At 43.9% G+C, this 18,363-nt stretch carries 15 protein-coding genes; 6 read left to right on the top strand and 9 right to left on the bottom strand.

The genetic code is table 11. The annotated features are described in order from the left end of the window. Nucleotides 1-34 precede the first annotated feature (34 nt). The 6 genes from DWW52_RS01835 to DWW52_RS01810 all read right to left on the bottom strand — a co-directional run bounded on the left by DWW52_RS01835 (nucleotide 35) and on the right by DWW52_RS01810 (nucleotide 8,950). Complete coding sequence (locus DWW52_RS01835) at nucleotides 35-1,471, bottom strand: hypothetical protein (RefSeq protein ID WP_118713764.1); 1,437 nt, start codon at nucleotides 1,469-1,471, stop codon at nucleotides 35-37. A gap of 17 nt (nucleotides 1,472-1,488) precedes the next feature. After that, nucleotides 1,489-2,265 carry a DUF4843 domain-containing protein gene (locus tag DWW52_RS01830; protein WP_158582453.1) on the bottom strand — a complete coding sequence of 259 codons (777 nt, stop codon included), beginning with the start codon at nucleotides 2,263-2,265 and terminating at the stop codon, nucleotides 1,489-1,491. 21 nt (nucleotides 2,266-2,286) lie between these two features. Beyond that, the gene (locus DWW52_RS01825; protein WP_118713762.1) at nucleotides 2,287-3,717 is read right to left on the bottom strand and encodes a RagB/SusD family nutrient uptake outer membrane protein; all 1,431 of its coding nucleotides are present in this window, start codon (nucleotides 3,715-3,717) and stop codon (nucleotides 2,287-2,289) included. Between the two features lie 27 nt (nucleotides 3,718-3,744). Continuing rightward, a complete protein-coding gene (locus DWW52_RS01820; RefSeq protein ID WP_118713761.1) occupies nucleotides 3,745-7,047 on the bottom strand; it encodes a SusC/RagA family TonB-linked outer membrane protein in 3,303 nt (1,100 codons plus the stop codon). Nucleotides 7,048-7,143: 96 nt separating this feature from the next. Further along, on the bottom strand, nucleotides 7,144-8,310 hold the full coding sequence (locus DWW52_RS01815) for a FecR family protein (RefSeq protein ID WP_118713760.1): 1,167 nt from the start codon (nucleotides 8,308-8,310) through the stop codon (nucleotides 7,144-7,146). An 82-nt stretch (nucleotides 8,311-8,392) separates the two neighbouring features. Next, complete coding sequence (locus tag DWW52_RS01810; protein WP_118713759.1) at nucleotides 8,393-8,950, bottom strand: RNA polymerase sigma factor; 558 nt, start codon at nucleotides 8,948-8,950, stop codon at nucleotides 8,393-8,395. Nucleotides 8,951-9,233: 283 nt separating this feature from the next. Between DWW52_RS01810 and DWW52_RS01805 the strand changes: the two genes are divergently transcribed. Continuing rightward, entirely contained in the window at nucleotides 9,234-9,824 is a 591-nt protein-coding gene (locus tag DWW52_RS01805) for a DUF4251 domain-containing protein (protein WP_118713758.1), read from the top strand. 447 nt (nucleotides 9,825-10,271) lie between these two features. On the opposite strand, the gene coaD is transcribed toward DWW52_RS01805, so the two are convergent. Continuing rightward, nucleotides 10,272-10,745: a pantetheine-phosphate adenylyltransferase gene (gene coaD, locus DWW52_RS01800; RefSeq protein WP_118713757.1), complete on the bottom strand. Its 474-nt coding sequence runs from the start codon at nucleotides 10,743-10,745 to the stop codon at nucleotides 10,272-10,274. Between the two features lie 203 nt (nucleotides 10,746-10,948). Here coaD and DWW52_RS01795 point away from each other — a divergent pair, with 203 nt between their 5' ends. The 3 genes from DWW52_RS01795 (at nucleotide 10,949) to DWW52_RS01785 (ending at nucleotide 13,865) form a co-directional block, all read left to right on the top strand. Next, complete coding sequence (locus DWW52_RS01795; protein ID WP_118713756.1) at nucleotides 10,949-12,793, top strand: biotin/lipoyl-containing protein; 1,845 nt, start codon at nucleotides 10,949-10,951, stop codon at nucleotides 12,791-12,793. Between the two features lie 197 nt (nucleotides 12,794-12,990). Then, the gene (locus DWW52_RS01790) at nucleotides 12,991-13,275 is read left to right on the top strand and encodes a DUF2089 family protein (RefSeq protein WP_118713755.1); all 285 of its coding nucleotides are present in this window, start codon (nucleotides 12,991-12,993) and stop codon (nucleotides 13,273-13,275) included. After that, entirely contained in the window at nucleotides 13,272-13,865 is a 594-nt protein-coding gene (locus DWW52_RS01785) for a YIP1 family protein (RefSeq protein ID WP_118713754.1), read from the top strand. Before DWW52_RS01790 ends, DWW52_RS01785 begins: the two co-directional genes overlap by 4 nt. A gap of 214 nt (nucleotides 13,866-14,079) precedes the next feature. Here DWW52_RS01785 and DWW52_RS01780 read toward each other — a convergent pair whose 3' ends face one another. Then, nucleotides 14,080-14,493, bottom strand: a complete 414-nt coding sequence (locus tag DWW52_RS01780) for a hypothetical protein (protein WP_118713753.1) — start codon at nucleotides 14,491-14,493, stop codon at nucleotides 14,080-14,082. 340 nt (nucleotides 14,494-14,833) lie between these two features. Between DWW52_RS01780 and DWW52_RS01775 the strand changes: the two genes are divergently transcribed. Both DWW52_RS01775 and DWW52_RS01770 read left to right on the top strand, forming a co-directional pair. Beyond that, complete coding sequence (locus DWW52_RS01775; protein ID WP_118713752.1) at nucleotides 14,834-16,000, top strand: DUF4468 domain-containing protein; 1,167 nt, start codon at nucleotides 14,834-14,836, stop codon at nucleotides 15,998-16,000. Nucleotides 16,001-16,116: 116 nt separating this feature from the next. Beyond that, nucleotides 16,117-17,637, top strand: a complete 1,521-nt coding sequence (locus DWW52_RS01770) for a hypothetical protein (RefSeq protein WP_118713751.1) — start codon at nucleotides 16,117-16,119, stop codon at nucleotides 17,635-17,637. Here DWW52_RS01770 and DWW52_RS01765 read toward each other — a convergent pair. Further along, nucleotides 17,585-18,274 (bottom strand): vancomycin high temperature exclusion protein, encoded by a 690-nt coding sequence (locus DWW52_RS01765; protein ID WP_118714281.1) that lies wholly within the window; start codon nucleotides 18,272-18,274, stop codon nucleotides 17,585-17,587. The two genes, DWW52_RS01770 and DWW52_RS01765, sit on opposite strands and share 53 nt — an antisense overlap. Between the last annotated feature and the right edge of the window lie 89 nt (nucleotides 18,275-18,363).

Here is an 18,363-nt window from a genome sequence, read left to right as displayed (position 1 = left end):
TTTCATACCATAATTTACAACAATACGAACACTTTTAATTAGCCGGTTTATATAGTATCTTTATCGGCTTATCCGCGATACCGGGGTATTCCTTCACGACCTTATGGTTTTCAACATCATACACCAGCACGCTTCCTTTCAATTCGGTTTCTGCCGAAGGGTTCCACACGCCGAGGTACAAATACTTCTCATTCGTGCTCGACGCAAAACAGGTGATCTCTCCATCAGCGGTATAAACCGGATCCGTCGGCAGAGGTACTATTGTTGTCTCTTCTATCATTTTCCATTGATAAAGAGCGGAACCATTCGTGTAAAAACACACATGAAACACACTATTTTCTATCATTTGAGCCTCTTCGGTCAGGGTCGCCATAGTTGCTGTTTCCAACGTGCTAGCAGGATCCCGTGCAAAAATACTTGTAAATATACTAGTAGACTGAGCGTATTTTGAAATTTTCACTCTACCACTTTTCTCGTTAGTTGCTATCGTCCATAAATCACCTGAATTCGTAATAAAAACGTTATTAATACGATATTCTTTAAATACATCCCCACTATTAAACGCCCTATATCTAAAATAATCGATTCTCGAATTCTCGTTATCCACGAAACAATGAACACCATTTTTAGTTGAACAATAACGGTCGTAAACGGAAATTTCGGGATAAAACCCATCATCATAAGCAATACCATATTCCAAATTTAACTGACCGAAGTCTCCCCGCTCCGATAAAACCGGAACCGTGTTAGTTGCCATTATATTTCCCATTTTAATTGGACGCATCCACGGTAAATCGACCTTCAAATCTACTCTACTCAACAAGTCAAAAGTCCTGTTATTGAAAATGTATATCACCTGATCCTCCCGACAGGAAATAGCTAACCTTTGACCTTCCTTCACGACATCCGTCGGGTCATTAAACGGGAACTCCGGATTTACAGTCTCGAAAGCGTTCAATTTAAACTCGTATTCCGATCCCGTCACGAGTTCATCCTCGTTCTGGGTACGCAAAAATGACGTTCTGCCCTTTTTTTGCTCGTCCGCACTCAACACCAACAAACCCTCGTTGAATCCCGTTTGCACGAAAACACGATAATAATGCATCTCGCTCACGTCTTCGTTGCTCACGCGCAACCGAACCTGAAATTCACCCAATTTGGGGAAAGTGTATTTTAAAACAGGCTCCGTGGAAATATATTTCAACGAATCCACATCCTGCTTCTCTTCTCCCTCGGCGAGTATATACCTGGCACGCCATTCGTAATGCAACTCTTGCCCGTCCATATCCTGCGATACATTAGCTTGAATCTCCTGTTCCGAACCGTAGTCGCAATAAAACGTATCCCGTTCCGACTGTATGGTGATATGTGATAATTGTATATGCGCGTCTTTCGATTTATCGTCAATACAGGCACTCATTCCTGCCAGCACGAAACTCAAGATCAACAAATATTTTGTCATTTTATTCATAGTCATTGATTTTAGAATTAATATTTAGGCTTAGGAATTTCCACTCCCGGCTCCGGGTGCTCCAAGAAATAATTATACAAGGGGAAAAGAAGATACTTTTTTACAGGAACCTGCCCGATATAACGGCTATCAAAAATAGCGTATCCATATTCTTCAAAATTTCCGACGCAGATTTCCTCCCAACTTTCATAAATAGTCGGGTTCGTTTGTTTCACCTCATGATAAAGCTCCATGAACTTGGACTCCACTTTCTTGTTGTACGTTCCTAAAACCTCAACACTGTTCCACCACCAGGGTTCTTTCACGGCAACATACTCTATAAACAGATGACATACGGAAGTTTTATATTCACTCAAAGGTATGATTTCAAAATCGTCCGAACTCACCAGTTTGAAAGCAAGCTCCACCCGACGGTTCTTCAGTTCCGGATCCCGGTCGCGATATAACGTGATGTACAGGTAATCCTGCACCGTATCAGCCGGAAAAATCAAATCCGGAAACTTGTAATGAACGTCTTTCACCGCCGTCGTGCTGCTATCGATAACCTCGATCTTGTAGGAACGTTCATGATCTTTAGGCATCCCCATAAGTGCCACGACAACTCTGAATGTTGCCGTGTCAACCAAAGCACTTTCATTCAAAGAAACATAATTCGAGTCCGTACCGATCAGATACAAAACATCTTTCGAATTCGTGTCATACCTCAGGTAATCGCGATCGCAACTCAAACAGCACCATGCCATCCAAACAGCCATCACCCCTTTTAATATTTTAACTATCTCACGTGTTTTCATAAATTTCATTATTACATTAAACTATTCCTCTTCATCCATATAGCGGTAGTCGAACTCGTCATCCGGTATCGTGATCGTGTACAATTCGTCCGTACCCGGAACGGTTTCCTGCTTGGAATAAATAAGCAAATCCCGGTTCTGCCGTTTCATGTTGAACCACTCCTGTCCTTCGCCGAAAAACTCCCGGTAGCGTTCCTCGTTGATATCCTTCAAGGTCACGGTCTTCCCCGCGTCTTTCAAAGAAGGTCTTCCCCGGGATGTTGACATCTGATCAAAATAAGCCGTCGCCTTTGCCGGATCATCTTCCATCCATCCCTCTGCCGCTATCAAATACATTTCCGAGATACGAATCATATTCAACCCGGGAGTACCTTTGTAAGGCGAAGCGGACGGATTATAATAATGATCCTCGTCAAAGAATTTCAAAAAATAGGTGATTTTTGCGGCATCACCATCATCAAACTTTCTACTCCGGAACCACTTCCCACGCAAATCATTATCCGTTCCTCCCGAAACATAGAACGATGAAATATCCGTTCTCGGGCGTAAACCGGTACCGAGAGTATAAAAATATTTCGTCAGGTCGGTCATCGGGTCGCGTTGCTCGATTCCCCATATCGCCTCTTTCCCGGACACGACAAACGCCATGAGGTTTGGCATCTCCGAATTTTCCGCCAATTCGTATCTTTTAGAAAGGATAACCTGTTCCGCATAGAACCGTGCGCTATCCAAATTTCCTATCGTCAAGTATACGCGAGCCAGCGTGGCACGGGCTGCATCCAGATTAAAATGCAGGTTACGCTTTTTCATGAAATTCTCATCCTCCCTGGGGATAATTTTCTCCGTGGCGACCAGCAGGCGTTCCGACTCTCTCAAATCCGACAAAATCTTCCCGTACACCTCTTTCACCGTACTGAACGGGGTTACTTTAGCCATCCACCGGGTCACATAAGGAATAGCCTGCGCATCAGGCTTTGAAGTGTAACTGGGAGCAAACAACCGTACCAGGTCGAAATGCATGAATGCCCTCATTCCCAACGCTTCGCCCAAATAACAATCGTGATATTTAAAGTCCTTCCCGTACTTTTCCACGTTTGTAACAATGTCGTTCACGTAACCGATAGCAGTATACATGCCTGCCCAAGCAGTTGCATACACTTCCTTGGGGTCTGACAAATCATGATTATAATCCATCATATCGGTCAAAGCCGACGCAAGGTTCGAACCATTATAAGACTGAGCCAGAGCTTCCGGAAGATAATACCGCATCATGCGCCCGTACACCTCATCAGTTCCCAGGTTCGAGTAAGCCCCGTATATGGCATCTTCACACCCTTCGGGAGTTTTAAATAAATCGGAATCTTTAATGTCCGACTTCGGTTGCACGGTCAGGAAATCATCACATCCCCCTAACATGACCGCCAAAATCCATATTGCTATATATTTTCTCATAATCCCTTATTTTAAATTAAACACGTGTTAAAAAGTCGGACTAACCGTGAAGTTGAACCCTCTCATGTAAGGATAATTCGTTCCTCTTTCGTATTTTACCGTCGAGATGCGTCCGATATCCGATATCGTCACACCCAGTACCAATCTTCTCAACCCGATTCGTTTTACCCAATCCGGGTTCACGTCATACATCACCCCGATGGAAGTAAAGCTGACCTCGTTCTTTTTCTCCACGAAACGTTCCGACTGGGCGAACCCATACGTGCGGTCGATCGTGATATAATCTACTATATCACCCGGCTTCTTCCACCTTTCGGTAAAAGCCCGTTTATCCACGTTCGCTTTGGGATCTATATTCTCGATCTTCGAAGCCCTCGTGCTATTGTAAATATATCCCCCGAAGGTGAACGACAAAGCCAGATTCAGCGATACCCGCTTGTAGGTGAATGACGTGGAAAAACTTCCCTCGAATTTCGGGGTTTTACTTCCCAGTGCCACCTTGTCCTGCGGGTCATACTTGAACGTACGCGACCCGTCTTTTTTGATGAAAATCTCCCTTCCCGTGGCAGGATCGATCCCCAGGGAACGAACGGCGAAAATAGCGTCGTCCGATTCACCCTCTTCCAACTGGATCTTGGGAGCCACGTATTGGGTAGAATCGCGGTTCGCGTCACTATCTCTCTTCAACGCGTTACTAATCTTCTGTACCTTATTTTTCGCTTGATGGCTATTCAACGATGCCCGCCAGTACATATCATTTGTCCGGATAAGCACCCCGGAAACCTTCCACTCGTACCCGGTATTCAACTTCTCTCCTAAATTGGACTTCGTGGAAGATATACCGGCAGAAGGCGGCATCGAAATATCCAGCAGCAAATCCTTCGTCGTCTGGCGATAAGTCTCGAATGAAACCTCCAGCCGTTCGTTCAGGAACGCGGCGGACACTCCTAAATTCAACTGCAACTGCCGTTCCGCCTTCAACTCATCGTTTCCCATCGTCAGGGGGCGTGCCCCTACCACCCCGGCATAAGAATTATTCACGCTATACTTATAAATCGTGTACGGTTTTATATCACTGAAATTACCATTTCCCACGTATCCCATACTTCCCCTCAACCGGAGCAAATTCACCCAACTATCTTTCAGGAAATTCTCCTGGTGAATATTCCACCCGATTCCGGCACTCCAATAAGAAGAGTACAAATCCTTTGTCCCGTAACTCGAGTTCCCGGAAGTCCGGAACGAAGCATCCACGAAATACCGGTTCTTCACGATCAGGTTCATGTTACCGAACAACCCCGCTGCCGTGGTAATACTCTCCGCTCCGCCCGGACCACCATCGGTCGGATAACGGGATGCAAAAGAAATATCATTCAAATCCGGTTTCAGAAACCCTACTCCCGAAAACGAAAAACTATTTGTCTTCCTCTTTTCCAAACTTCCCCCCACGTTAAGGGTCAACAAAGAAGATTTATCCTCGTTCAACCCGAGATTATAACTCGCCGTAGTTTGCATATTCCATGACACCCCATTGGAACCGCTCACATCGTAACTTCCTTTCTGTTCCGGGTCGCTTACCCCAAGCCACGTGGAAGATTCCGGGGAATCAAACTTCTCGCTGTGTGCATCCGACCAAGCGAGATTAAAAGTTCCCGTCATGTACAATCCTTTTATCACATCCAGACGGAAAGTCAGGCTATTGGAGAAAGTCTTGCTCATTTGTTCTTCAAAGCTGTTCGTCGTGGCATCATACAAGGGATTCCGTTTGTCCCAGGACAATTTTTTATTCCAGTTTCCATCTTCGTCCTTCGGCGCATCATAAGGATTCAGCACCGCGAAATCCGCGAAGTTCCCGTAAGGAGAGGTCTTTGAATCCGTCTTTCCCCAATCGGAACGGAAACTCAAGGTCAGCCGGTCTTCCAAACGGTAAGAAAAATAAAAAGCAGCCCCGTAATTCTGGCGATAATCCCCTTTCATCACTCCCCGGGTATCATTGAAACGAAGCGTCACGCTATAATCCAAGCCACCGCCTCTACCGGAAAGATTCAACGAATTATTGAACGACCAGCTGTTGCGCAAGGGTTTCGACACCCAATCCGTGTTCACCCCGGCATTCACCCGCTCCAGCTTCGCGTAATAATCTTGGTCATATTGCCCGTAAGGGGAATCATACAACTTGTACATCCGTTCCAATTCCAGCTTTTGCGCCGCGTTACAGAAATTGAATGAAGACACGTCCGGGAACTGCACGTTCGGCACAAAATTATACCGCACCCGCAATTTACTATCCGTCACCCGCTTCCGTGTCACCACGATCACCCCGTTCGATGCCTTATCCCCGTATATCGCCGTTGCCGACGCATCTTTCAGCACGTCCACCCGGTCAATATCAAACATATCCAAGTCGTACAACTGCTCCAGCGTGATCTCCACCCCGTCCAGCATAATCAAGGGACGGTTCAACCCCTGCTGTTCCTTGGCTGAAATCGACGAGGTTCCCCGGATAACAATCTCCGGCACGTAATTCGGGTTCGACCCTTGCTCGTTATTCTCCAGTATCCGCATACCCGGAGTCAACACGGCAAGAGCCTGTAGCAGATTCGTTTGAGACACCCGCATGATTTCTTCCGACTTGATCGTCGTCACGGAACCCGTGTAACTGTTCCGGTTCTGCGTGAACAACCCGTTCACCACCACCTCGTCTATCGCCGCGGCCTCCTCTTTCAGTACGACATTTATAGTATCTCTCCCGACATAAGCGATTTCCTTCGTCTCCATCCCGATAAAAGAAAACACCAGCGTAAACTGCTCCAAAGGGACCTCGACCGCGTACCTGCCTTTTACATTCGTGGCACTTCCCACCTTTAACTCCTTCACCAACACCGTCACCCCCGGCAATGGATTATGCCTCTCGTCCCGGACAACCCCGCTCACCTGTATCAACTTACGGACAGAATCCCGTGCAACCTCCCGGCCCGGACGAATCACCACGTAATCCCGCGTTATCTCGAATTCCAATTTCGTATCCCGTAACAGCAACCGATACAACTCTTCTAGGGTAAATTCCCGACGATCCAGTTTCACCGCACGATTCATATCCAGCTCGTTGTTACTGAACAAGGTAAATTTTCCCGTCTGCGCCTCTACTTGTTCGAAAATAGATTTCAGCTTCAGTGTCTGTTCCTTTAATTTTACCGTCTGGGCCAAGCTCTCGGCCGATAATTGACACACGATACAGACAGTTAATAAAAACATTAATCGCATAACACGCAACACTCTTTCGTAAGGTATTTTTTCGCTCCAATACCCTAGCATTCGCTTTTTTTTCATAGATTTGTAGCTTAAGTTATTACTATTTTATGCTCTCCTGCCAAAAAGAGCATGAAAAACAAAAGTGGAACGGGAAGCATGCACATACTTCCCGTTTCATTTTTCCGATATTATTATTGTATTCTCTTTTACACTAAATTGTACCTTGGTTACGAGTTCTATTAAATCAATAAATTCCTTAAAATCAATATCTTTCCGGATAGCCCCCGTGAAATGATATTTCCGGCAACTCTCGTTGGCAAAAAAGAAATTCACGTTATACCATCGCTGTAATTTCAACACCAACTCGTCCAAAGGCATATCCTGAAAACGAAAAATACCCTCTTGCCACGACATGTACAGTTTAACATCCACCTTCTTCACCTCCGGGCATTCGTTCCCGGCTTGCATCTCAAACTGTTCACCCGGTTTCAATCGATATAATTGATCTCGATACAAAACCTCCACCGCCCCGTTTACCAGAGTCGTTTGTTCAAACTTGTCATCCGTGTAACTGCACACGTTAAAAGAAGTTCCCAAAACCCGAATGGCCGACTTTTCCGTGCGGACAATAAAAGGATGATCCACGTTCTTCGTCACCTCGAAATAAGCCTCCCCTTTTAAATCAACCACTCGCTCCTCCCCCTCAAAATTGGTCGGGAACCTCAATTCACTCCCGGAATTAATCCACACCCTCGTTCCATCGCTCAATATAACCCGGTATTCACCACCTTGCGGCACCTGAACCATACTAACCTCTACTTGCGCCACATTTCCCTGAATAACCAACGTATTAATAGAATCCTTTGCCACGACATTTCCCTGTTTTGTCACGATCTCCTGTTCCCGCTTGTCATGCAACACGACCTGCTCTCCACCGGGCAACTTCAAAACCGCCTTGTACGATCCCGGCTCTACACGCAACTCGGAAACCACCAAGTTTTTCCCTTTATAACTCAACCGATCAAACAACACCATCCCGACAACAAAAGGCACTATTATAGCCGCAGCTGTCAGCCAAGGTACAAAAATCCGTCGCCTGCCCCAGCCTGATTTTCTCGTTGTTTTTCGATCCACTTGACACCATGCCGCATCCGTATCAACCTGTCGAAATCGCCCGATAATTCTTCCCGCCCCGGCATACCTTTTTAATTTATCCACCTCTTCCATGCATTCCGGATGTACCTGAATCCATTCTCTCAAAAAGACTTGTTCCTCCCTGCTCAACCCTTCCCTACTGGATTTTAAAATCAATAGAACGATATCTTCCGGCAATTCACGCATAATAACTCATTTTAATTTTACCCTACGACGGGAAAAAATTAAAAATGGGTGACAAAACACGAGAATTATTTTGAAAAAATCATCAGAGGAACAAAAGGATCAAAGAATAAGCCCGGTCATTCAAATTGGAACGCAACGTGACCAAAGCCCTGGAAAGCGTGGTTTTCACGGTATTAACAGAAATATTCAAATCCCCGGCGACCTCCTTGTAACGCTTTCCACCCATTACCACGGCCACGAATATTTCACGGGTACGATCAGGTAGTTTATCTATTTCCCGGTAAATATCGTCAATACGGGTATTCCAATCCGTCTCGTCCGGCATCTCCGAATCGGCAAAATCCAAAAGACTATCCATCGCCTCCAACTTCACTTCCGCCATCTTTCCCAGCTCGTCCATACAACGATTGCGCACAGACTGGTACAAATACGAACGCAGATAATGTTCGACCATCTGAAAACTATTCTTTTCCCAGAAACGGATGAACACCTCCTGCACGATATCCTCCGCTTCCTCCTGATGAACCACGAACTTCAGTGCATACATCACCAAAGGCCGATAAAACGACCTGAAAAGTAACTCCAACCCGCGTTTATCACCTTGCCGCAAAAGTTCTAATATACGATCCGCTTGTTCCATTATTCACCTCCGAAACCATGACACGCACCCTATCGATATTTCAATTTTCAACCGATCTTGTATCTATTTCGCTCTCAAAAGTATTTATTTTATTCAAAAACCCAAAATATAAAATTAATCTTTTTTAAAGACAGAAGAACAACCCTTGCGATTTTCCTGACGTATACGCCATAGAATTTGAATATTCTATCAGTCAATCTTTCATAGACTAGCAGGGGAGATGGTGGGGAATATCGAAATTCACAAACTAAACTAATCAGATTAAAATAAAAAAAGAGACGCTATGAAAAAAATTATTTTTTTATTGGCAATGACTACATTCCTGTTCAGTGATTTTGCAATGCAAGCACAAACAAGAAAAGAGATCAGGGAACAAAGAAAAGCCCACAGACAAATTATCCGCACGCACAACAAAATGGTACGCCAGTTACAAAATATGATTGCCTACCAGGATGCGGTAAAAGCACTTAAAAGTAACAGTTGGGTTCTGCAGGCCAACACGTTATTCAACAATTACGGGATGGCAATTCCCGTGACGAACAACACGAACTTCGTGGCCATGGATAACAACCAGGTTTCCTTGCAATTGGCATTCAACGGATTCAACCCCGGTCCGAACGGGCTAGGAGGAGTCACGCTCACCGGCTGGCCTTCCAGCATTCACCAAAGCGTGGACAAAAACGGGAATGTCACCTACACCTTTAATGTGATGGGAGCAGCGTTATTCGCACAAGTTACCGTACGTATCGGTTACGGTAGTAATTACGCTACCGCCACGGTAAGCTCCAACACGAGCGGCAGAGAACTAACCTTCTCCGGAACATTGGTTCCATACAACCAATCGAATATTTTCCAGAGCGGATTCAGTTTCTAAATAGACAATATATAAAAAAACTCTCGTTTAATATTCAATTACTCAATTACACACACTAGAAAAAGGCCGATCGAAAAGCGATTGGCTTTTTTCATTTGAAATTTACTACAATCTAAAAAACGCATTTTAATGGCATCTCTACACGTGATAAATATTTAATCTCCCCCGATTTCTCTTTACAAATTCCCGATTAACCAATTAAAGGAACATTTATCACGGAGTCGGACAAAGTTAAAGAAGCATAAATCCTACTAAAATGGGGGTTAACTGGCGGTTAGGTGGCGGCCAAGTGTAGGCTAACCCAAGCTATAGTCTGTAAATAACCGGACAATAGACAAGCAAAAGAGCTGTTTATCCCCGTTTATAGGGTTCTGTAACCTCTTTGATTTCCTTTATTTAATGATTTATGATCTTACTAATTTCTTTAAATTGGCAATCAAATATTTTTTATTGCCGCAAATCTTCCGTAGTCACGTTCGTGGGTAAGAATTTATTGGCATTTCCCCCGTTCATGAAGATATCACGCACGATCGTGGAACTGATAAAGGTATGTTCGGGTGAAGTCAACAGGAATACGGTTTCGACAGACGAATCCATCGCTTTATTCGCTTGTCCCACGGCACGTTCGTACTCGAAATCCGCCGCGGTACGCAAGCCACGAATGATAAAACTGGCACCCACTTGCTCGCAGAAATCCACTGTCAGCCCCGAGTAACTCATCACGCAGACATCTTCAACATCCTCGAATACTTTGCGGATAATAGCAATACGCGTGTCGACATCCAGAAACTCCTTTTTCACCGCGTTAATTCCCACGGCTATAACAATTTTATCGAACATTTTTAAACCACGCTTCACGATCTCCTCGTGACCAATCGTGAACGGATCAAAGGATCCCGGAAATACTGCTATCTTCTCCATAACACAATTTATTAGATTACGATCAGTGTTTCAATCCAAAACATCCGATCTCAAGTTACAAATTAAAATCATATTTTTGAAGAATCAAAAAATTTGTTAGTTTTTCTGCGATATTTCAGGAATATTATTAGGAAAGCTCTATTTTTTTCAATAGATTTGGAGCATAAAATAAAAAAACACATAACAATTAATTCTTATAAAAAATGGCACGAAAATTACTTATCAGAGATCTAACACTCAGAGACGGTCAACAATCTTCATTCGCAACCCGGATGAACCAAAACCAAGTAGACCGCGTGTTACCTTTTTACAAAGATGCTAAGTTCTACGCAATGGAAGTATGGGGAGGAGCAGTACCCGACTCCGTAATGCGTTATCTGAACGAGAATCCGTGGGATCGTTTGGAAAAAATCAAAGCCGTTATCGGTGATGTTTCCAAATTGACCGCACTTTCCAGAGGCCGAAACTTATTCGGTTACGCTCCTTACACAGACGAGATTATCGAGGGTTTCTGTAAAAATGCTATCGAATCCGGTCTAGGCATCATGCGTATTTTCGATGCTTTGAATGACGTGAACAACGTGAAAGCCACGATCAAATACGTGAAAAAATACGGTGGGATCGCTGACTGTGCCGTTTGTTACACGATCGACCCAAAATACCCGAAATTAAGTTTGATGGACAAACTGAAAGGGAAAAAGAATCCTGATCCCGTGTTCACGAACGAATATTTCTTGAATAAGGCAAAAGAAATGGAAGCTCTCGGGGCCGACATGATCACGATCAAGGATATGAGTGGATTGATTAACCCGGCTCGTATCTCCGAGTTAATCCCGTTATTCAAGAGTAACTTGAAGATTCCGGTAGATTTCCACACGCACTGTACCCCGGGATACGGACTTGGAGCCGTTCTTTCCGCAATCATACACGGCGTGGATATCGTGGACACCAATATCTGGAACTTCGCTGGTGGTCCGGCTGCTCCAGCTATCGAGTTGATCTACATCTTCTGCCAGAAACTGGGCGTTGAACTGGATATCAACATGGAGGCTGTTGCCAAAATCAACAAAGAGTTGTACACGATTCGTAAAGAATTGGAAGCATACGATGCCGTTAAACAATTCCCGAACCCGTTCAACCCGCTCACGGATAAGCTCCCGGCTAACATTGATAAATTATTCGACGATGCTATCGCCGCTGCCAAGAGTAACAACGAAGAAGCATTGTTGAAAGCTTGTCACGCAATCGAGGCTTACTTTAACTTCCCGAAACCGAACGAACTCGTAAAGAAAGCCGAGGTTCCCGGAGGTATGTACACCAACATGGTTGCCCAGTTGAAACAATTAAATTCCATGGATATCCTTGAGGATGCCATGAAATTGATCCCGACGGTTCGTTTAGCCGCAGGTCTTCCTCCTTTGGTTACCCCGACCAGCCAGATCGTGGGTGCTCAAGCCGTGAACTGCGCTTTGGATATCAAGAACGGTAAACCGATGTATTCAAACGTGTCCAACCAATTCGTGGCCTTGGTGAAAGGTGAATACGGAAAGACACCGGTACCTGTAAATCCGGAATTCCGTTTGAAAATTGCAGGAACTCGCGAAGAGATCCCGTATGACACGTCAAAATATCAAATGCAGGAAAATCCTGTTTTGACTGAATTCGGTGGAGTGAAATTGGCCGAGAACGAGAAAGAAGTTCTTTTGATGGAACTCTTCCCCGCTGTTGCCAAAAACTTCCTGACCAAGCAGAAAGAAGCCCGTTATATGGCTACCCACAAGACGGCTGAAGCACAACAAACCGTTAACGTTCAGAAAGAAGAACCGATTACCGGAAAAGTTGTTGAAGCCCCGATGCCGGGTAATATCTTCAAGATTCTCGTGAAACCGGGTGACGTGGTTACCAAAGGACAAAACGTTCTCGTGCTGGAAGCCATGAAAATGGAAAACAACATCACGACGGACTACGCTGGTAAAGTAAAACGTATCCTTACCCAAGAAGGAAAATCCGTTACCGCCGGAACAAAATTGATCGAAATCGAGGCTTAAGCCTAGATTCACATATCACGAAGGGCTACTTGACGAGTTTCAAGTAGCCCTTTCTTTTTCGAATATAAAATAATTCATCGCATGAATAAAAAGATCATCTACACATTAATTATATTCAAACATAACTAAATTTTATTCATATCAATATTGATAATATTGAAATTTGTATTACATTTGTGATATAAACGATTTATATCATGGATACACTAAAAAAACGATTACCATTAAAATGTCCCTCCTGTGATGCTTCCCTGAAAGTCGGACGTCTGTTCTGTGAAACATGCCCGACCGAGGTTTGCGGCTCTTTTGAGTTACCCCTATTGGCCAAGCTTACAGAAAAAGAGCAGCAATTTGTTATCGACTTTATAAAATCCAGCGGCAGCCTGAAAGATATGTCTAAAAATATGGGAATTAGTTATCCCACGGTTCGCAACATACTGGATGATCTGATTGATAAACTGAATAACATGGAAACATTATGAAAAAACAATGGCTCAAATTATGGTTCAATCCTTTTGAACGCATCGCAGGCTTCCGGGCCCTTCTCTGGGGATTTATCGGGTTAATCATTTCAACGCTCCTGTCTTTCCTTTCTCAATGGCACTACCACGGTTTACTACATTTCGGTCCGGCTCCCAACCCGGCATGGTGGTGCTTTGCCGTGGAACATCTCACGGTATGGTTGATTCCTGCCACCTTGTTCTATCTGGGAGGATTACTGTTTTCCCGTTCCCGAATCCGCTTGATTGACGTGTTCGGCACGGTCGCTTTCGCGCAATTACCCTTTATCTTGATGAACCTATTCGCATTCTTGCCTCCCATGCAGAAAATGCTAAAGATAAATCTAGCCTCGCTCCCTTTACAAGAAATCACGGAACAACCCGTATTTCTGGCGAGCGTATGGATTTCCCTGCTCTCGTTTATTTTCCTGATTTGGGTACTCATCCTGATGTTCAAAGCCTTAAAGGTATCCTGTAATCTGAAAGGCTACCGACTGGGAATCGTGTATTGTGTTACCGTTATCGGGGGAGATTTGATTTGTCGATTGATTATTGGACTATGTTACAAATAGAATATAGAAACAACTACCCCCTCCGGCTCCCCCTTACACAGAGAGAGAGTTGATTACCACGCAGTTTTCCCGCCTGTGTAAGGTGGGGACAGGGGTGGTTGTTCAAATAATGGGACTTTTTCAGTGCCCTAATAAACAGAGGAAGAGTTAGAAAAAACGGATTTTTGACACTCCCTCAATATTTTGGAAATCGACCATCTATGAATGTAGGCTTTCAATATTTCGGGAAGCCTACTTCTTCCCCATCCTCGGCGATATATTCGTCCAAGTCCTGACAATCGGTGTTCTCATCTTCCTCGAATTGCATGGAAAGATTATTCACACGGGCAAATTGATGACAACTCTTGAAATCGGCATAACGTTCCTCGATCTCTTCCTGAAATAATTTCACACGCTCTTCCACGGACAAACCTTCCAGCTCTTCTTCATGTTCCAGCAAGATATCCAATATAAACTCTGCCGCCCAGCTACCCAACTCTCGCTCCAAAGCCCAATCGGGTTCGTGTTCGTCCAAAACACGGAAAATCTCGTGTAAATAGGGCGTATCTCCCCAATCCTCGTACAACTGGATGACATCGTCCTCTTCCCCGTATTCTTCTTTTAATCTTTCAAGCACCTCTTCATTCATGATTACCTAATTTTTCATTTATTTCAAGGTGCTAAAGTATGAAAATAGGTCGAAAGTTCAAAAGGAACTCCCAACCTAAATATTACATCGGCCAGACCGAATTTGTCCCGCCACGGCGCACGCCGGAAAATCTCTTGACCTGAAATCACGAAATCAACGAATAAGCTTCAGCCTCATGCGGTTGAAATCTAAAATCCAAAATTTAAAATCTAAAATTTATTAACTCGTTTGATGTATAAAATATTTCTGTAACTTTGAATGCAGCTTCGCTCATCACGAGGAAGCGTTTGTGCGAGATTTTGTTCTTTTAGTTTTGAAACACACATTAAATTTTAATATCATGATGAAGAATTTATTACTCATTCTTTGTTTTCTTCCCATGTTCGCTTTCGCGCAGGAAGAGGATAACAGCAAGTACATGGTCGGAGCCGTGCCTGAAGTAAACGGGAAAGTTGTTTTCTCCCGAGAGATCAACGCCCCGAATCTTTCCAAAGATCAAATCTTTGATGCCATTCTGAAATGGGCAAACACCCGTTTTAAAACAGATAAGGGAAACTGGGGCATGGTTGCTTATTCCAACAAGGAAGAGGGACAAATCGCTTGTTATGGCAATGAATATCTCGTTTTTGCAGATAAAACGTTCTCTCTGGACCGGTCAAAAATAAATTACCGGATGAATTTTACTTGTCTGCCCGGAAAATGCAACGTGGAAATAACAAACATCACGTATCTTTACCCGGAAGATAGCAGAGAGCGGTTGGCAGCAGAAGAATGGATTACTGATAAACAGGCCATGAATAAGGATCAAACCAAATTGATCAACCGGATTGCCAAATTCCGGATCAAAACCGTTGATCTGGTTGAAAACCTGAATGAAGCCGCGCAAAAAAGCCTAGGCGTTCAAAATATCGCAACGGTAGCCGCCGCGACAGCGCCCACGGGACAAACAACAACTCCGGTACAATCCGTATCTACAATCTCAGCAGCACCGGGTGATGCCCTACAAGGTTACAAACGTATCGCTCCCGATAAGATTCCGGGAAACATCATCAAGATGTTGTCAGAAGACTGGATGTTAATCACGGGCGGTAATGACGAGAAATTTAATCCGATGACAGCAAGCTGGGGTGGTCTCGGTTACTTGTACAACAAACCGGTTACATTCTGTTTCATCAATCCCGCACGTTACACGTACGATATCATGGACAAGGGCGACACCTACACGCTGACATTCTACACGGAAACTTACCGGGAAGCTTTAAATTACTGCGGACACAATTCCGGTAAAGACAAAGATAAGGTGAAAGAAGCCGGATTAACCCCGATCACCACTCCTTCCGGTAGTAAGGCTTTCTCGGAAGCATGGATGATCATAGAATGTCGCAAAATGGTTTCCCAAACCATCAACATTGACGGCATCTCAGACCCGGAATTGAGAAAACAATGGGCCGGTAAAGCCATGCATAAAATGTTTATCGGTGAAATCTTAAATGTTTGGGTGAAATAACCCGCCATAACAAGATTAAAATACAATTTCAAAATATCACGACAGGATTGATCTTGTCGTGATATTTTTTTCCAAAATCTTTCCTATCTTTGATTTTCAACACAAAATCAAATGCTATGGATAAAGCCGTTTATTATATCCGGGGAGTTTTATCGTTGATTGCCATCCTGTTCTTCAATCAACTCCAAGCGCAAGAAATCCGTTTACAAATAGTCAATACCAAAGGGGAAGCGCAATTCGGGGTATACGCGGTAGAGACTAAAAATCACTACTTATTGGCGAGTACCGATATTGATGGGGAGTGTGTCATCAGAACCTATAAGTTACAAACTGATGATTCGATCCAATTCCAAGGTATAGGATATCAAACCGTGAAATATAGCTTGAAGGATTTACTCCTTGTGAAAAAAATAGTTCTCGTCCCGTTAGCGTATGAACTGGATGAAACCACCGTGGGGAAAGGTATTTCCATGAAAGAACTCTTAAAAAAGGCCGCTTTAAAACTCAAAAAACAGGCTCCCGATATTGTTCCTCTATGTAAATATTTCGGCAAAACTTTATACGAGAAAATTACAGAATGTGAATCCAATACCGTCGAGTACCGCCGGGAATACGGTTATTATTTCTCATCCGGGGACGTGAAACCCCGGAGTGCATGGGATACTCATTTTCGATCTTATATCGTTCCTCTCAACGTCGCCAGAAGTTATAATCTCACGAATGACGGAAAGGACACGATTAACCCGACATTTGTATCAGATGAAGAAGCCCGTTTTGATATCGGTACCCGCAAGATTTTTACATTCATGCGGAGTATTCAACTGTATGCTCCCTTGTTCAGCGACATACGCAATTATGATATCTACCCGTTGGAGTCGAATAATTCCGACTATCGGTTTGCTTTCAAAACTAAAAGCAGCGCTTATCCCTACAAGACAAGACTCACGTGCAGAGGGACCTTCACAATTGACGGCGAACGCCACGAGCTAAAAACGATGGACTTTGATTACGTGGATTACCAGCTATTTCGACAAGTGCTTCTATCCAAATACCGTAAAGTGAATTCCCCGTTCGCCACGAAAGCCAAATTCTCTTTCGCCTACACGCCGACAAAAGAATGTTATATCCAATCTTGCACGCAAGAAACGACCTGGAAATACGATTTGGGAGATAATTTCATTGTCTTCGAACAACCTTCCCGAAGTCTCCCTTCCGGCAATCGCCTGATCGAGAAAGAAGCATTTTATTGTTTCAATTATCAGCAGATCCCGGCCAAATGGCAAACTTCCCGTGTGCTGTCAAAAATTCATTTGGCACAGCGCTACCCCACGGGAACTTATAATAAAGAAGTATTTCAGGACCTCACGCCACTTCTGGATAACCGGAAAGCGATACAGGATTTAAGTCAATACATGGATATCGAAGAACAATTCCAACGTAATTCGGACATTCCCTATTACGGGCAATACCTGATCATAGGAATCAATAGCGGTTTGATCCCGCTCACGGACTTTCACCCGGAATTAATCTCGAACCGGGAAGAAGTATTTTCTCTGGTCAAAAAATTCGAGCAATTTTCCGAGACTATTCCGGAATTTCAATCCGATTACCCAAATGGCGAGGTTGTTTACCCGTGAAAAAATCAAGATACACTTTCACTCTAGCAAATAATTCCCGGATTTGAGTCTTCATGCCTTTGTTTATACTGACATCCAAGGCATTAAAACCTATGGCCGAAATCCCGTAATGCCGGGCAAGAAAAATCGCACGTTCATTATGGAATTGTTGGGAGATCACGGTCACGCTATCCTGCCCGAAAATCTCCTTTGAACGCACGACAGAATCAAGCGTACGCAATCCGGCAAAATCGAGCACCAACGCCTCTTTGGGAATCCCTCTTTTAAGCAGTGAATCCTTCATTGCCTGAGGCTCGTTATAATTGTGACGCCGATTATCCCCGCTAATTAATATATACTTGATTTTCCCAGCGTTATATAACGCAACCGCCGCATCAATACGATGCTTAAAATAAAGGTTCGTTCTCCCTCCTTTCACCCTGGGTGAAGTTCCAAGCAACAATCCCACTTTATTGTATGGTATTAGTGTCGTATCCTCAAAAACCTTATCTCCAGCATATTGTGAAATTCGATAGTTACAGAACAAGATACCCGCACAACACACGAAAACAGGCAGAAACACGACGTACACGAATACGCGTCTCGCAACCTTCCAGCGTTTACGTCCTTTCGTTTTTGACGGCTCACCCGTGGGCATTTTACCTTTATGTTCCTTCAATACCATTTTCATTTCCTTTCCTACAAAGATAAAGTATTCCCCGACATTTATTATCTTTGTTAGGTACA

Origin of the sequence: Odoribacter sp. AF15-53, from assembly GCF_003479425.1 — a bacterium.
Classification (GTDB): Bacteria; Bacteroidota; Bacteroidia; order Bacteroidales; family Marinifilaceae; genus Butyricimonas.
Note: the sequence above shows the minus strand (reverse complement) of the source record. Positions and strands in the feature narration are given on the sequence as shown.

Coding starts and splice junctions, on each gene's coding strand:
- DWW52_RS01810 (WP_118713759.1), bottom strand. CDS start 8,950: ATGGAACAAGCGGATCGTATATTAGAACTTTTGCGGCAAGGTGATAAA.
- coaD (WP_118713757.1), bottom strand. CDS start 10,745: ATGGAGAAGATAGCAGTATTTCCGGGATCCTTTGATCCGTTCACGATT.
- DWW52_RS01820 (WP_118713761.1), bottom strand. CDS start 7,047: ATGAAAAAAAAGCGAATGCTAGGGTATTGGAGCGAAAAAATACCTTAC.
- DWW52_RS01795 (WP_118713756.1), top strand. CDS start 10,949: ATGGCACGAAAATTACTTATCAGAGATCTAACACTCAGAGACGGTCAA.
- DWW52_RS01835 (WP_118713764.1), bottom strand. CDS start 1,471: ATGAATAAAATGACAAAATATTTGTTGATCTTGAGTTTCGTGCTGGCA.
- DWW52_RS01780 (WP_118713753.1), bottom strand. CDS start 14,493: ATGAATGAAGAGGTGCTTGAAAGATTAAAAGAAGAATACGGGGAAGAG.
- DWW52_RS01830 (WP_158582453.1), bottom strand. CDS start 2,265: ATGAAAACACGTGAGATAGTTAAAATATTAAAAGGGGTGATGGCTGTT.
- DWW52_RS01775 (WP_118713752.1), top strand. CDS start 14,834: ATGATGAAGAATTTATTACTCATTCTTTGTTTTCTTCCCATGTTCGCT.
- DWW52_RS01815 (WP_118713760.1), bottom strand. CDS start 8,310: ATGCGTGAATTGCCGGAAGATATCGTTCTATTGATTTTAAAATCCAGT.
- DWW52_RS01765 (WP_118714281.1), bottom strand. CDS start 18,274: ATGCCCACGGGTGAGCCGTCAAAAACGAAAGGACGTAAACGCTGGAAG.
- DWW52_RS01825 (WP_118713762.1), bottom strand. CDS start 3,717: ATGAGAAAATATATAGCAATATGGATTTTGGCGGTCATGTTAGGGGGA.
- DWW52_RS01790 (WP_118713755.1), top strand. CDS start 12,991: ATGGATACACTAAAAAAACGATTACCATTAAAATGTCCCTCCTGTGAT.
- DWW52_RS01785 (WP_118713754.1), top strand. CDS start 13,272: ATGAAAAAACAATGGCTCAAATTATGGTTCAATCCTTTTGAACGCATC.
- DWW52_RS01805 (WP_118713758.1), top strand. CDS start 9,234: ATGAAAAAAATTATTTTTTTATTGGCAATGACTACATTCCTGTTCAGT.
- DWW52_RS01770 (WP_118713751.1), top strand. CDS start 16,117: ATGGATAAAGCCGTTTATTATATCCGGGGAGTTTTATCGTTGATTGCC.